Origin of the sequence: uncultured Psychroserpens sp., from assembly GCF_947501425.1 — a bacterium.
Classification (GTDB): Bacteria; Bacteroidota; Bacteroidia; order Flavobacteriales; family Flavobacteriaceae; genus Psychroserpens.
This window is the reverse complement of the sequence record NZ_CANMVN010000006.1, coordinates 17,883-33,957: the sequence shown is the minus strand read 5'-3', so window position 1 is coordinate 33,957 and position 16,075 is coordinate 17,883. Positions and strand designations below refer to the sequence as shown.

At 34.2% G+C, this 16,075-nt stretch carries 11 protein-coding genes; 10 read left to right on the top strand and 1 reads right to left on the bottom strand.

Annotation, left to right across the window (positions count from 1 at the left end; translation table 11 throughout):
- The first annotated feature begins 24 nt into the window (after positions 1–24).
- Entirely contained in the window at positions 25–1,224 is a 1,200-nt protein-coding gene (locus tag Q0951_RS10110) for an alanine dehydrogenase (protein WP_299336519.1), read from the top strand.
- Between the two features lie 18 nt (positions 1,225–1,242).
- A complete protein-coding gene (locus tag Q0951_RS10105) occupies positions 1,243–1,623 on the top strand; it encodes a hypothetical protein (protein WP_299336517.1) in 381 nt (126 codons plus the stop codon).
- A gap of 60 nt (positions 1,624–1,683) precedes the next feature.
- On the opposite strand, the gene Q0951_RS10100 is transcribed toward Q0951_RS10105, so the two are convergent.
- Complete coding sequence (locus tag Q0951_RS10100) at positions 1,684–6,222, bottom strand: T9SS type A sorting domain-containing protein (protein WP_299336515.1); 4,539 nt, start codon at positions 6,220–6,222, stop codon at positions 1,684–1,686.
- A gap of 336 nt (positions 6,223–6,558) precedes the next feature.
- On the opposite strand from Q0951_RS10100, the gene Q0951_RS10095 reads away from it, so the two are divergent.
- The 8 genes from Q0951_RS10095 to Q0951_RS10060 all read left to right on the top strand — a co-directional run bounded on the left by Q0951_RS10095 (position 6,559) and on the right by Q0951_RS10060 (position 16,075).
- Complete coding sequence (locus Q0951_RS10095; protein WP_299336514.1) at positions 6,559–7,509, top strand: glycosyltransferase family 2 protein; 951 nt, start codon at positions 6,559–6,561, stop codon at positions 7,507–7,509.
- 24 nt (positions 7,510–7,533) lie between these two features.
- Positions 7,534–8,868, top strand: a complete 1,335-nt coding sequence (gene murJ / locus Q0951_RS10090; protein WP_299336512.1) for a murein biosynthesis integral membrane protein MurJ — start codon at positions 7,534–7,536, stop codon at positions 8,866–8,868.
- Positions 8,861–9,748: a glycosyltransferase family 2 protein gene (locus tag Q0951_RS10085; protein ID WP_299336510.1), complete on the top strand. Its 888-nt coding sequence runs from the start codon at positions 8,861–8,863 to the stop codon at positions 9,746–9,748. The genes murJ and Q0951_RS10085 overlap by 8 nt, the downstream gene beginning before the upstream one ends.
- Entirely contained in the window at positions 9,745–10,863 is a 1,119-nt protein-coding gene (locus tag Q0951_RS10080) for an O-antigen ligase (protein WP_299336508.1), read from the top strand. Before Q0951_RS10085 ends, Q0951_RS10080 begins: the two co-directional genes overlap by 4 nt.
- 2 nt (positions 10,864–10,865) lie before the next feature.
- The gene (locus Q0951_RS10075; protein ID WP_299336506.1) at positions 10,866–11,933 is read left to right on the top strand and encodes a glycosyltransferase; all 1,068 of its coding nucleotides are present in this window, start codon (positions 10,866–10,868) and stop codon (positions 11,931–11,933) included.
- Between the two features lie 113 nt (positions 11,934–12,046).
- Positions 12,047–13,891 (top strand): asparagine synthase (glutamine-hydrolyzing), encoded by a 1,845-nt coding sequence (gene asnB, locus Q0951_RS10070; RefSeq protein ID WP_299336504.1) that lies wholly within the window; start codon positions 12,047–12,049, stop codon positions 13,889–13,891.
- A gap of 2 nt (positions 13,892–13,893) precedes the next feature.
- On the top strand, positions 13,894–14,991 hold the full coding sequence (locus Q0951_RS10065; protein ID WP_299336502.1) for a glycosyltransferase: 1,098 nt from the start codon (positions 13,894–13,896) through the stop codon (positions 14,989–14,991).
- A 1-nt stretch (position 14,992) separates the two neighbouring features.
- Complete coding sequence (locus Q0951_RS10060; RefSeq protein WP_299336501.1) at positions 14,993–16,075, top strand: glycosyltransferase; 1,083 nt, start codon at positions 14,993–14,995, stop codon at positions 16,073–16,075.

Sequence of the window (16,075 nt, the reverse complement as noted above, 5' to 3'; positions counted from 1 at the left end):
TTTGAATTTCCAATTCATAAGTCAATGAGCAAATCATTATCTCCTTTTACCAAAGCACAATTGTTACCACAAGAAGAAACGCTTGAAGTTTATAAAAAGAAAGGCGATCTTTTTATCGGAATTCCGAAAGAAACTCACTTTCAGGAAAAACGTGTTTGTCTTACACCTGATGCTGTATCTGCATTAGTGTCTAACGGTCATCGCGTAATGATCGAATCTGGTGCTGGGAAAGGTGCTAATTTTAATGATAAAGCGTATAGCGAAGCTGGCGCTGAAGTTACTAACGATACTAAAAAAGTATTCTCCTGCCCTATCATACTTAAAGTAGAACCCCCTTCACTGGATGAAGTGGAAATGATTAATCCGCAAACCTTGCTGATTTCTGCGTTACAACTTAAAACGCAACATAAAAAATACTTCGAAGCTCTAGCATCAAAACGAATTACTGCCTTAGCCTTTGAGTTTATTAAAGATGATGATGGTGCCTATCCTGCTGTTCGATCACTTAGTGAAATTGCAGGTACAGCCTCTATCCTAATCGCTTCAGAGTTACTATCTAATGTTAATGGTGGCAACGGACTCATGTTTGGAAATATCAGCGGAGTTCCACCTACCGAAGTACTTATTCTTGGCGCTGGTACAGTTGGAGAGTTTGCAGCTCGTTCAGCAATAGGCCTCGGTGCTAATGTTAAAATATTCGATAATTCCATCACTAAATTACGTTGTGTACAATCTAATTTGGGTCGTACCATTTATACCTCAACGATGCAGCCAAAAAATCTAGTAAAAGCTTTGAAACGCTGTGACGTTGCTATTGGTGCTATTCGAGGAAAAAACAGGTCACCAATTGTTGTAACTGAAGCTATGGTCAACACCATGAAAACTGGTGCTGTGGTGATTGATGTTAGTATTGATATGGGAGGATGCTTTGAAACTAGCGAAGTCACAAACCATGATAAACCAACCTTCGTTCATAATGGTGTCATACATTATTGTGTACCAAATATTCCTGCCAGATATTCTCGATCTGCCTCTGTATCAATTAGTAATATCTTTACACCTTACCTCTTAAAGATTGCTGAAGATGGTGGTATAGAAAATGCCATACGTTTTGATCGCGGATTAAAAAATGGGTTGTATTTTTACCACGGAATTTTAACCAATAAATCGGTTGCAGATTGGTTTGATCTCGACTGTAGTGATGTCAACTTGTTAATCTTCTAAGAAAAAAACATCAATCATATGAAATTAATTCATCGAATAGGTTACTATTTGGGAGGTTTTGCCATAGGTCTTATTATATTAGCATTCTTTTTAGGAGGAAAAAAAGCCTCGTGTTCCTATGGACCAAATGCCAGAACTATTAAAAGCATCAGTACTAAAAAAAAGCGTTTCTATTCTGAAGCAGCTCAAACTGCAATGCAAAATTACGATCTGGATACCCTAGCCATTTCTAAGCTTATCAAAAGTGGAGATGTTAACTTTTCTGAAAGTGATACAAAACCTAAAGATTGTAAGATCTACCTAATAGAGAACGAATTGAACGATAAAGCTATAGAACTTCGTGTGAAGAATTGTGAGGCAGATTCTTCTGCAACTGTACAGTCGGTTATTATAAAATAAAAACCATTGCTAACGTAAAACGCTAACAATGGTTTCTACCAACTAACATCAAGTAATTTTTTATCGTATTGGTATTTTTTTGATGACACTAGTATCATCGTAAATAAGTCTTACCATATAGATTCCTCTGGCATACGGACTCGTATTTATTTCTCTCACCATTTGAGATTGATTTTGCGATTCTGAAGGCGAAAATAATTCAGTGTAAAGAATCTTACCAGACATATCATAAATTGAAATGCCTTTAGCTGTTACATTTTGTAAACCATTTATTTTAACTTTTAAAAGATCACTTGTTGGCTCCTGGAATACTACAAAATCGAAATCTTCACTTTCCGGAGGTGTTTGAATCACATTACATTGGTCAACATAAACCGTAACAGTAGCTTCATCACTGTCTAAAGCATTATACACCAAAACAGAATACTCTGTATCTTCATCAGGACTTACCTCAATACTTTGTGTTGTTTCTCCAGTGTTCCATAAATACTCATCTCCACCTTCAGCTGTTAAGGTCACAGTGTCTTCAGAACAAATCGTTAGGTCTTCTCCTGCATATGCTTCAACTGTTTCAAATACATTTACAATAACAGCTTTAGTATCTTCACAATTATTTACATAACCTGTAACTTCATAAGTAGTTGTTGATGATGGGCTTACAGCAATATTCGGCTGTGTTGCACCATTATTCCAAAGGTAAGTATTTGCACCTGATGCAGATAAGGTTACAAACTCACCCTCTAGTATCATAACCTCTCCTCCGTTTGATATCACCACATTTGGATTTGGATTTACAGATACCATAACATCTGCGTCAGCTTGATATTGCCCTTGGAATACTGTAACAGAATAAGTTTGCGTATTGGCTGGATTTACTGTAATACTCTGAGTGGTTTCACCTGTACTCCATAAGTAGCTATCGCCTTCAGAAGCTGTTAATGTTGTTTCGTAACCTTGACAAATAGTTTGGTCAGAACCTGCACTAGCTGTAAATTCAAATGGCTCTACAATAACTGTCACTTCATCAGTAAATTCACATTGGTTTGAAAAACCTGTAACAGTATATGTTGTCGTTACCTCTGGTGTAACCGAAATAGTAGATGTTGTTTCTCCAGTACTCCACAAGTAAGATTCTGCTCCTGTAACTGATAAAGTCGTTGATTCTCCTTCAGTGATTGTGATATCAGCTCCAGCATTTGTTGCTGGCAACTCATCGACTGATACAGTAACACTAGCCTCATCTGAAGCAGTTTGCGATGTATTGAATGCTGTTACCGTATATATTGTTGTTACTGAAGGTGATACAGAAATACTTGATGTGGTTTCACCTGTATTCCATAAATAGGTTGTTCCACCTGTAGCTGTTAGTGTTGTACTGCTTCCTTCACATATTGAAACGTCGTTACCTGCATTAGCATTTACATTTTCTATTTCAACAGTTACAGTGATCTCATCTGTAGATTCACAACCGTTGGTTGTTCCTGTTACAGAATATACTGCTGTACTATTTGGAGATACTGTAATACTTGATGTAGTTTCACCTGTACTCCATAAGTAAGATGCTGCTCCAGTAGCTGTTAATGTTGTCGATTCTCCTTCAGTTATTGTAACATCACTACCTGCATCTACAATAGGTAGTGCATTAACGGTAACTGTTACAGTATCATCATCAGACTGATTACCAGACTCACTAAATGCAGTTACTGTATATGTTGTTGTAGTTGTTGGTGATACGTCTATACTTGCTGTTGTTTCACCAGTATTCCATAAATAAGTTGCTCCACCTGTAGCTGTAAGCGTTGTAGTGCTTCCTTCACATATTGTGATATCCTCACCAGCATTGGCTATAACAGTTTCAGATTGGACAGTCACAGTGACATCTGCGGATGCTTCACACCCATTAGAAAATCCTGTAACAGTATAAGTTGTGGTTACAGTTGGAGTTACTTGAATACTAGCTGAAGTAGCACCTGTTTCCCATAAGTAGGTATCCGCACCAGTGGCAGTTAATGTCGCTGATTCGCCTAACTCAATAGTTACATTGGTTCCTGCACTAACATCTGGAATCTGATTAACGGTAACAATCACTTCATCAGTACTTGAGCAGTTGTTTTCAAAGACTTCAACAGTATAAGTTGTCGTATCATTAGGACTAACTGTAATAGAAGGTGTGGTCGCTCCAGTGCTCCATACATAAGAAGTTCCTCCCGAAGCCGTCAAGGTTGTTACATTTCCGAAGCAGATATCAACATCTTCTCCAGCATCTGCAACAGGTATATCGTTAACTGTTACGATGACACTATCCTCTTCTGAATTATTTCCAGATTCACTAAATGCTGTTACTGTATAGGTAGTAGTTTCTGTTGGTGACACCTCTATTGATGGTGTTGTTTCTCCTGTACTCCATAAATACGTTGAACCTCCAGTTGCTGTAAGTGTAACGGTTTCTCCATTACAAATCTCAGTGTCAATTCCAGCGTTTGCATCGACACTGTCATCTTGCAAAAAAACGGTTACAGTATCTGTGTCTTCACAATTATTTGTTGTACCTGTAACTGAGTATGATGTATCTTGAATTGGATTAACAGTTATACTTTGTGTAGTCTCACCTGTACTCCACAGATAAGAATCTGCTCCAGTAGCTGTTAAGGTGACACTCTCTCCTAAAAATATAGTTTCGTTTGGGCCAGCATCAACAACAGGACTATCATTAACTGTTACCACTACTGCATCAGGTATACTTTCACAACCATTTTGTGTAGCGACTACAGTATAGGTGGTTGTTTCGTTTGGATTAACTGTTATCGACGATGAAGTATCTCCTGTACTCCATTCATAAGAAGTTCCGCCAGAAGCAGTCAATGTAACTGAACTCCCTTGACAGATCGCTACATCTTCTCCTGCATTTACTGTAGGAATCTCATTAACTGTAATTGTAATTGAAGCTTCAGTTGTACTATCATCAGAATGTGTTCCAGTAACTGTAAATGTTGTTGTTTCTGTTAAGGCCACAGTAAAACTTGATGACGTTTGATTGTCGTAATCCCACGCATAGGTTTCGGCTCCTGTTGCAGTTAAGGTTACTTCATCTCCAGCACAAATAGTTTCAAAATTTGCAGATACACTAACTTCATTTCCAGTAGTACCTTGTGTATCAAAATCAACACCATTTAAGAAATCCTCTATATCTGAGTATCCATTATTATTGGTGTCTGACTGACCATTATTATCCAAATTTCCGAAGTTATTCAACTCCCACTGATCTGGCATACCATCATTATCTGTATCATAACTACTTGGATGAGTATTGATAGGTGTTGTACTGATAGAGTTTAAAAATTCGGTTCTATGAGGCGTATTAAGTACAGTTTCTTGTGTATATTGATCCAGAACATCGTTTTGAACATTTGTAAGATAAATATCGTCTAGAAAATCAGTGTTATCTGCAACATCTCCATTAGCCAATAAACGAGCATTTACTCCAACATCATATTTGATATCATCAAAAGCATCTACAGCAGATAGGATTTCAAACGGATTTCCGAGTTGTGTAAATGGTGTTAGTGTTCTAAAATCTTCAGTAAGCGGACTCTCATTTCCAGCTCCAGAGTAAATTGTACCTGATGGATTGAATCTAAAACGCCACATTGGCCAGTTGTCTGCATTAGGATCTGTTAGCACATCACTTACATAATTACCCGATGTATATATGGTTGGAAAATTTGTTGGATTTGGATACCACAACATTCCTCTAATATCAAGATCGGCTGGTGGATCACTTCTAAAGTGAACATAATAATTATTAACGTGGTTAGCTTGAAAACCACCTTGTGGAACAGACATTCGTGTTCTCCAATTCCATACAACATTATTTATAACATCTACTCTACCATTAGATTGAAAATTTGGAAATCTGTGGCTACAGTTATAAAACATATTATTAATAAAACTCAGGTTTTCTGACAATTGTGGTTCTCCACCCATAATCATACCTGTTTTATTACTTTCAGCAAATAAATTTCTTTGCCATGTATAGTTACTTCCATTACCACTATCTGCTGCCTCATCTGTTCCCCATGAGAAAGAACAATGATCTATTATATAGTTGCTACAATTAAATATTTCAAAGGCATCAATCTCAGTTGAAGGATATGGTGAATAGCCTGGTCTGATACGAATATATCGCATTATGAGATTATTTACATTTTGAAATCTCAATCTGTAATTAGCAATAGTTATACCTCCTTCTGGTGCTGTTTGACCAGCAATGGTAATATTATCTTGGTTTGTGAAATAAATCTGACTAGTAAGGTTGATAGTACCTGAGACTTCGAATGTAATAATACCTCCATCAGTGTCTCTGGTATCTTCTAATGCTTGTCGGAAACTTCCTGATCCGGAGTTGTTTAAATTAGTAACTTTATAGACTGGCTTACCTCTACCTCCTGTAGCATATGCCCCAGCTCCAGAAGCCGTTGGGAATGCCAATTGCTCTTGAGCGAAAAAAGTTGAGGGAGTTAAAAAAATCAATAAAAACAATAAAATTAAGCTATAAGCTTGAATACCATGTATATGGTAGTAGGGTCTTGGGGATGTCATTTTCTATTAATTTGGGGCTTAATATGTTGGCAATCTATAGAATTAAATTCAAAAAAAACGTTTAAAGTATTTATTATTCGATTAGATGTATTTTTTTGAAGTATTATTCCTACTTATTGCTTTATATTTCCATTATTTGTAAATAATCAATTGTAATAAATACGACGAAATGATAGAAAAAGACGTTTAACAACAAAATTTTAACGTTTGTAGGAATTTATGTTCTAAAATCAGATGGGTTTATCATAAAAAGTAATTTCAAAATGGAGAATAAATAATCAACAATTGTACTTACTTTTATGCATTGATTATATTTAAAAATCTTTAAAAGTTTTAATGGATATAAAAGAATACATTCCAAGTTTAAAGCAGATACAGGGCAAAAGCTTTAAGTATTCCTTTACGGTGTTCACACCTGTCTATAATGCAGAGAACACTATAGATCGTGTTCACAATTCTTTACTGAAACAAACATTCAAAGATTTTGAATGGATTATCATAAATGATGGTTCCACCGATGAATCGCATAAAGTGATTTCTGAAATAGTAACGTCCTCGCCTCTTACTATTAAGTATATCAACAACGAAACGAACAAGCATAAAATGGCTTGCTTTTTTCAAGCTATAGATCAAGCAAATGGAGAGTTGTTCCTCACATTTGATGCTGATGACGAATGTTTACCATACGCTTTAGATACTTTTAAAACTGAGTATGATGTTTTAACTAAAGACGAACAGACAACAATTATTGCAATCACAGGATTGTGTAAAGATCAAAATGGTAATATGATAGGTGATGAATTCCCTACAAGCCCACTAATTAGTGATCCCTTTGAAGTTTCAGCAATTAAACGTATTAAAGGTGAAAAATGGGGATTTACAAGTACTAAACATTTGCAGAGTATCAAATTCAATGATTGCTTTATTGAAAATGGGTTTATGATGGAAGGCATCATTTGGACGCTCTTTGCAACCCATGGCTACAAAACAAAATATATCAATACTGTAGTGCGAATATATCACACCAATATTGAAAACTCTATTTCATCAAGTGCTAAACATAAAACCGCATTAGGAGCTGCAGTCTATCATACAGTTCTTTGTAATTGGTTTTTCAAATCATATGCAACCTCATCTCCTAAATTCTTTTTAAAAAACCTCTACTTTTTACTGTCAAAGTCTAAATATTTAGATTTAAACCTAAAAAACTACACAACATCTATTGATCCCTTTGTTATAAAATTTTTATTTGTACTATTATGGCCGTTTAGGAAATTTTTCAAGTAACCATTATTAAAAACACTTAAATTGTTGTCAAAATCTCGTTTTAAAGATTTAAAAAACAAATTTTTAAAAAACCCTATTGTTGCTAATGTTATTACAGTTGGAATTACTGTATTAATTGTTAGAGGAATTGGTTTTTTTAAAGAGATCGTTATTGCAGATAACTTTGGCCTTTCTGAGTTATTAGACACTTTTTTGATTGCTATTTTAGTGCCTTCATTTATTAGTGGTGTTTTTCTTGGATCGTTTAAAAGTGTGTTTATCCCAAATTATGTAAGCGAGCTCAAAACAGGGAAAAACCATGGTGCATTTCAAAGTACTAGTTTTATCATTACTATTTTTGTTGCTCTACTTTTCTTTCTAATCGCTTACCTATTTACAGATGTGTATCTGGAATCCTTTTTTGCAGGCCATACCCAACAGTATTACGAACTCATTAAAGTACAGTTTTACTACGTTGCTCCAAGTATTCTATTTTGGGGATTTTCGTCCTTAATAAGTGGAATGCTCACTATTGACGACGAGTTTACCTATTCTTCAATAGCCACAATATTCACACCTATTTCCATCATTATTTGCTTGTTTTTTTTCAAGGAGGAATTAGGAAATATTGTATTAGCATTAGGAACATTAATAGGAAGTTTTCTCAGCTTTTTGTTTTTACTGTTTGTCGCTCTCAAACGACATATTTTACACCTTAATAAACCCGACTTTGCCTCAGTTAATATCAAGGTCTTAATTAGGCAATTACCTGCAAAACTGTCATCGAGTTTACTTACTGGAATCAATCCTCTGGTTGATCAATTTTTTTCTGCTCAATTAATTGTTGGTTCCATCGCAGCTTTGAATTACGGAATTAAAATTCCTGCTTTTGCTATTGGCATCTTTGGTATTGCTCTTGGTAATGTATTGTTGCCCTATTTTTCAAAAAGTGCTATTGACAATAAAAAAGAAACCTTTAAAAAATTAAAACGTATTCTGAAATTTTTGATTTTAGGTAGCGCTCTAGTAATGGTAGTCCTACTTCTATTATCATTCCCTATTATAAGTTTGGTATTTGAAAGAAACGCTTTTACGGCATCAGATTCAGAGGTTGTTTCTAGAATTCAACAGATGTATCTTTTACAGATTCCTTCATATGTTACAGGACTCATCATGGTGAAATTCCTAACCTCAATAAATAAAAATTATTTTATGGTACTCACATCGGTAATATCTCTGGTGATGAACTTTACACTAAACTATATACTTATTGATACTATGGGAGTTTACGGATTAGCACTTTCAACATCTTTGGTTTCTATTATCAATAGTATCATTTTATATCTTTACATTAGTCACTTAAATAAATTGCATGTTTAACATTGTAACACCTACATATAATAGAAAACATACACTAGATCGCGTATACAACTCTCTACTGAATCAATCTTGTAAAGATTTTATTTGGATCATAGTTGATGATTGCAGCTCAGATGATACACATGAGCTTGTAGAAGATTGGATGAAGCAATCAAAAATGGAAATTCAGTACCATGTACTTCCCACAAATCAAGGAAAACCAAGTGCTGTAAATTTCGGACTTCAGAAATGTAATCGAAAATACACTATAATTGTTGATAGTGACGACAGTTTTGTACCAAACACCTTAAAAGATCTAAAAGAGATCTGGTCTTCGATTGATGCATCTAAAAGTAATATAGCTGCTGTATGGACATTAGTTCTTGATGAAGACGGAAATGTAAAAGGTGATGCATTTCCGGAGGATAAATGGCAAGTTAATTTTGAGCAACGTGTTCTGAATAGAAATAAGCAATTAACAGGTGATAAATGGCACAGTTGGCGAACAGAGATTTTGAAAAAACACCCTTTATATTCTCAACCCAATTGCCATATTGGAGAAAGTCATACATGGAATACAATTAATAAAAAGCATGATTTTCTCTGCTTTAACATTGCTCACCTCACTGCTCACTATTCTGAAGTGAGTTTGATCAATTCAAAAAAATCGAGAAAACGATTGGCAAAAGGATACTACTACAGTTCATATTATGGTTTAAAAGATGTTTCTGTATCTGAAATCATCAAACATAAGTTCTACCGTAGCTTAGCATTTGAATACATTAAATCTAGGTTGTATTTTTCAGATAAAAAACTAAAATTATCTACTGGCAAATACCTAGTGTCGTTATTTATTTTCTTAGCTTCAATGCCTGTTAGACTACTTAAGAAAGTATTATGAAATTATTAAAATACGTCACTTTAATAATGCTGCTATGGGGAATTCCAAGTTTCTTCTCATACGATCAATCTATTGGTAGTATGTTGAGTTATCTCACTTATGGATTACTATTGGTGTATTATTTGTTAAGTGCTAAACGGAAATTGTTAATTCCGTTTCTAATTTTAGGTATTTCCTATTTTTTAATTAGTGGTTACACTTTCGTCAATGATGTAGAAGATTTCACATATAAACTCATAAAATATATCATACTAATAATATCAGGTGCAGAATTAGCAAGAAACACCACTAAGAAAGAGTTCTTTATACTTGCCATATTAGGTAGTTTGAGCATTCTTGTTCACGCAGTAGCGTTTCCCAATGGATATGGTCGCTATAGTGGATTTTACCTAAATCCAAATGGCGCTGGTTTTATTTGTATCATTGGATATTGTTTAAGTTATGTTATTGATAATAAAAAGCTGAGGCTCTTTGGACAATTTGTACTCACATTTGCTGGAATCATTACCTTTTCAAGAACTTTTATTTCACTCTGGCTAGTCATAAGTGTCATATCGGTTATTGCAGATCGAAGAAATTCATTGACTTTTGGTTTAGGTGCTGGTGCTATAATAATTGTATTAAGTCTTGCCAGCTTACTGAAATTTAATGCTGTGCGGTTTTCGGCATTTGAAGGGCTTTTTACAGACCAGTCTGAATCCAGTATCTCAACTATTCAACAAGGTTCAAGATTAGAAACCTGGTCTGAGTACTATGACCAAATTACCAATAACCCATTTTTTGGTAATGGTTTTCAAATGTTGAGCGGTTTAAACCCTACAAAACAAGGCGTACACAACACATTTTTAATGGTTTTAGGTGAAGCTGGTATATTTCCGCTTCTCATGATGATAGGTATTTATGTTTTCATGTTAAAACGAAGTGTCGAGCAGTTTACTCCAGATCCACATAAACTTATGCTTACCATTTCAATGGTTGGTATCTTAATGATCATGCACAACTATTTTGATAACAGTCTAATTCTATTTACTTCTATCTGGATATTTGTAAGGCTCTTACACGAAGAGAATCAAGAGGAAACGATCAAGGAAGAATTAATTACTAAAACAATTTAGCTTTGACTATAGTTCATATTTCAAGTTCTTTAGGCGGTGGAGGTGCCGAACAAATGGTCCTCCAATTAGCAAAAAGCTCTACACCTCATATTAAAACCATCGTTTTCTCAATTTCTAGTGTAAATACATTAGAGCCCAAGTTCAAGGAACATGACATAGAATACCATTTTTTAAATATCACATCTTTTAAAAATTCAAGTTTAAAGATCGGACTTAAAAAAATGCATCATATCATTAAGGATTTTGATGGTGTTGTTTTTCATTGTCATCAATTTCATGGAGTAGCATTAGGAATGCTCTACAGACTGTTTTTTAAAAGGATACCTATTGTATTCACCTTACATTCAAGTACAATAGAAATATACCCAAGAAAAGTAATTCTATTCTTAACCAAATTACTACGGAAAAAAGATATTGTCTTTAGTAACAACGCTAAACTATGGTATTTGAAAAACAGTGCTGTTATACCAAATGGAGTAGATTTTGAAAATCTATCAGTAAAATCTGAAAGAACTATCAGTCCAACTCAACCCTTTTCTTTTCTTTATTTGGGAAGGCTGAGCGATGAAAAGAATCCTATCTACATGATAAGTGCTGCAAAAAAACTCAGAGCGGCAGGAATTACAAATTTTGTTTTTGATGTGGTTGGTGAAGGTAAGTTACAACCACAACTATTACATCTTATTGAATTAGAAGCCAAAGATCACTCCGACTTTAAAAAGCATTTTAATTGTCATGGCTTTAAGAGTGACATCAAGCCTTATCTAAGATCTGGAAACGCACTAATTTTACCTTCTAAGTGGGAAGGAATGCCAATGGTTATCATTGAGGCTGCTGCTGCAAAACTTCCAATTATTTCCACTCCTGTTGGTAGTATTCCTGATTTTTTAAATCAACATAATGCCTATGTATCAGATTTAGAACATTTTCATGACTCAATGATAAATTGCGTTCAAAATTATAATTCTGCACTTGAAAAAGCTGAACTGCTATACAGTCAAATGAAGAAAACCTATAATATTGATGAAGTTTACGAAGCGCATTTAAAGCTTTATGAATCTGTATCCTAGCTAGTCTATTTTCATTTCATAGTCTAAAACAACCTTTAATAGTCTTTTTTAAGTAAAAGTGAATATAATATCTATTTTTGTTCCGAACATAAACTCCCAAATATCTAAATTTTATGTGTGGAATATACGGATCAACCTTACCATATAGTGAACAACAGGTCAAAGACAAGCTCAAAAGAACTGCGTTCAGAGGTCCAGATAAAATGGGTTGGCAAACCTACAAAAACAAACACAACGTTATTTTTGGGCATAATAGACTCTCTATTATAGATTTAGACCACAGATCTGATCAACCATTTACTTATAGCGATAAAATACATATCGCTTTTAACGGTGAGATCTACAATTTCCAAACGCTTAAGCATGAATTACATCAAAAAGGTTATAGTTTTCGTACAACATCAGATACAGAAGTTATCTGTGCTGCTTACCTAGAATATGGTGAGGAATGCATACATCACTTCAACGGTATGTTTGCCTTTGTTATTTACGACGAAATAAAACAGTGCTTTTTTGGAGCTAGAGATCGTTTAGGACAGAAACCGTTTTACTACTATCACAACGGAAAAGACTTTGAATTTTCAAGTCAGTTGTCTTCAATACAAATGTTCAATGACAATTTAACCATTTCAAAAGATGCTATTGGTTACTATTTATCCTGGGGAAATGTACCAGATCCCATGTCTATCTTTAATGAAATTAAAAAGCTTAAAGCTGGTCATTCACTTAATTTCGATTTAAATACTGGCGATATTAAAATCAAACAATACTGGGACATTGATTACCACGGAACACACAAATACAAAGGGTCTTTTAAAGATGCAAAAGGAGATTTAGATAGCTTGCTTAAAGATGCTGTAAAAAAACGTCTTTTTGCCGATGTACCTGTAGGTGTCTTTTTATCTGGTGGTGTTGATTCCTCTCTCGTTGCAGCACTAGCTAACGAAACCTCTACATCGAAAGTAAAGACCTTTTCAGTAAAATTTAATGAAAAAGGATTTGATGAAAGTGTCTATGCACAGCAAGTAGCAGATCATTTAAAAACAGAGCATCAGGTTATTGAATGTAATTATAATGAAGGTATTGATCTCATTGAAAATTTCTCATACTATTATGACGAACCTTTTTCAGATTCTTCTGCAATACCATCAATGTTACTTTCTAAACACACCAGACAAAAAGTAACTGTAGCTTTATCTGGAGATGCAGGTGATGAAAGTTTCATTGGATACCATAGATATGACTGGATTACTAATGGTAATAAGCTTTTAAAGATCCCTCGCCTAGTGCGTAAAATGGCTGCACCAATTGTAAAAATGTCGCCAAATTACAGACATAAAATAATTTCTGAAGTTTTAAAAGTAAAAGATGTCAACGATGCATATCTTATGGCAATGACAGGTACAGACTCGTCTTGGTATGATTTTCCAAATTATGCGAAAGTTGATGAGCAAAAATATCTCAGACATACTCATAAGGGTTTATTAGAACGTGTCTCTGATTTTGATTTAAAAACCTACCTTAATTGGGATATTAATACTAAAGTTGACAGAGCATCAATGGCATACTCGCTAGAAGTTAGAGCGCCTCTACTCGATTATCGTGTTGTGGAATTTGCCAGATCGCTTCCTACAAATTTTAAAATGCAAGGGTCTAATAAAAAACGTTTGCTAAAAGAAGTACTGTACGATTATGTCCCTGAGAAAATTTTTGACAGACCTAAAGCTGGTTTTACTATGCCTTTTGCAAATTGGTTTAGAGAAGATTTAAAAGATTTTGTTTTAGACGAACTTAATGATGAAAGCTTAATGGATATTCCGTTGATTCATCAGGATAAAATTAAAACTATCATTAATGAACACATGACCAACAAACGAAATAGATATCCAATCATCTGGAAACTTCTCGTTCTGAAACAATGGCTCAAAACTAATGGTAAAGGTTACTCAATAGTATAATAATGTCAACACAAAACTCAAGAATAAAAATACTATTTATACTCCCTTCTCTCAAAGCAGGTGGAGCGGAACGTGTCATTTCATTTGTATCTCAAAATTTAGATAAAACTAAATTTGAATCGGTCTTGGTAGTACTTGGCACTAAAGAAACTGCGCTTTACAAAATAGAAGGTATTGATGTCCATTTCCTAAACAGACCAAGGCTTAGAAAGGCCATAAGACCACTGTTTAACATTATTAATGCACAAAAACCTGATATTGTATTAGGATCAATAGCGCATGTCAATCGTATTTTAACAATTTTCAGACCGTATTTTAAATCCACACTTTTTGTAGGCAGAGAAGCTAGTCTTAACGGAATTATATCTAAATATACAGTCAATAAAGGCTTTAAATATCACAGGCTTTATAAAAATTATCATAAAAACCTTGATTTAATTGTTTGCCAGTCCCATGAAATGGCAGAAAACGTCAAAAAGCGATTTAGAATTTCCGAAGAAAAAATAAGCGTTATCAATAACCCAATCTCAAGCAACTTGCCTTTGAGGTCCTTACCTATCAATGCAAATGAACCAAGAGAATTAATCACGATTGGCAGATTGAGTTTAGAAAAAGGTCACAAACGAATTATGGAAACGCTTTCGAAACTTGAAGTTCCTTATAGATATACTATAATTGGTGATGGCGACCAAAAAGAGCAGTTAATAGCTTTAGCTGATGAACTTAATATTTCTGATAAGATAAGATGGATTGAATATACCGACAATGTCTCGAAATATCTATCTGAAAGTGATCTGTTTTTACAAGGTTCGTTTGTAGAAGGTTTTCCTAATGCGCTCCTAGAAAGTTGTGTCATTGGAACTCCTGTACTAGCATTTCGAGCGCCTGGTGGTACTCAAGAAATTGTTGCACACAACACTAATGGCTACTTAGCAGAAAATGAAGACGACTATTTAGCCTATTTAAACAAAGCCTTATCTCAACAATGGAACGCTAAGAAAATTAAAAACTCAGTAGTCGGAAAATTTAACAGCGATGTCATTTTAATGCGTTACGAAACCACTTTTGAACACCTAATAGCTAATCAGAGAAGCCAGTAAAATGAAGAAAATTTTAATTGTACTTCCAACAGATTCATTAGGTGGCGCAGAGAACTACCTGAAAATGATTGCTATTCATTATAAAAATGATGATGTAGATGTATATTCATTTAAAAATAATGAAAGAGGTCGATGGGATGATATTAAAGATTTTACCAATCTTAGGTTTATATCTAAAACTCACGAGATTGTTGGATTGATACAATTTTTCTTTATCATGCTTTTCAAAAGAAAAAAATACGATTATATCTTCACATCACAGGTCTACGCCAATGCAATGGTAGGGATTATGAAATCATTGGGCATCTTAAAATCAAAGTATTTCATTGCCAGAGAATCTACTTCAATTTTTATCAGATTTAAAGGCAAACAACTTAAGTTTTATAAAAACATCATCAACTTAGGCTACAGAAAAATGGATGTATTAATTTGTCAAACAGAATTAATGAAACAACAATTCTCTGAGCATTTTAGTAAAATAGAAAGGCGAACTAAAGTTAGTGTAATTCCCAATCCTATTGATTTAAAGCTTTCAAATACTCTGGCTTCGGTTGAATTAGAAACTACGCTACCTGATGAATATATTGTTTCTGCAGGACGATTAATCGAACTTAAAGGTTATGATTTGCTTATTGACGCATTTTCAAAATTAAAAGCAGAACATCCAAATCTAAAATTAATCATATTAGGCGAAGGAGGATTACTGGACACCTTGCAAACACAAGCTAAAGACCTAAACATAAGTGATTCAGTTATATTTCGAGGTTTTGTAAAAAATGTATATGCGTATTTTAAACAGGCAAAGATGTGTGTAGTATCATCACGTATTGAAGGCTTTCCAAATGTACTTTTGCAAATGATGTCTCAAAACTCTAACGTTGTCAGTACACTTTGTGCAGGTGGTATTGAACACATAGAAGGTGTTTACACATGCGAGCCTAACAATGGAAAAGCTCTTTTTGAAGCTATGAAAACTTGTTTTGACACTGATAATACAAGTATTAGAGCTATTTTTGATAGCTATTTGAACTCAAGAAGCATAGAGTCCTTTTTAGATATTATTGATTCACAAGTAAAGAATTAG

Bases quoted from the DNA above. Each gene is read 5' to 3' on its own strand.
- Q0951_RS10110 (WP_299336519.1), top strand. From the start codon at position 25: ATGAGCAAATCATTATCTCCTTTTACCAAAGCACAATTGTTACCACAA.
- Q0951_RS10105 (WP_299336517.1), top strand. From the start codon at position 1,243: ATGAAATTAATTCATCGAATAGGTTACTATTTGGGAGGTTTTGCCATA.
- Q0951_RS10100 (WP_299336515.1), bottom strand. From the start codon at position 6,222: ATGACATCCCCAAGACCCTACTACCATATACATGGTATTCAAGCTTAT.
- Q0951_RS10095 (WP_299336514.1), top strand. From the start codon at position 6,559: ATGGATATAAAAGAATACATTCCAAGTTTAAAGCAGATACAGGGCAAA.
- Q0951_RS10085 (WP_299336510.1), top strand. From the start codon at position 8,861: ATGTTTAACATTGTAACACCTACATATAATAGAAAACATACACTAGAT.
- Q0951_RS10080 (WP_299336508.1), top strand. From the start codon at position 9,745: ATGAAATTATTAAAATACGTCACTTTAATAATGCTGCTATGGGGAATT.
- asnB (WP_299336504.1), top strand. From the start codon at position 12,047: ATGTGTGGAATATACGGATCAACCTTACCATATAGTGAACAACAGGTC.
- Q0951_RS10065 (WP_299336502.1), top strand. From the start codon at position 13,894: ATGTCAACACAAAACTCAAGAATAAAAATACTATTTATACTCCCTTCT.
- Q0951_RS10060 (WP_299336501.1), top strand. From the start codon at position 14,993: ATGAAGAAAATTTTAATTGTACTTCCAACAGATTCATTAGGTGGCGCA.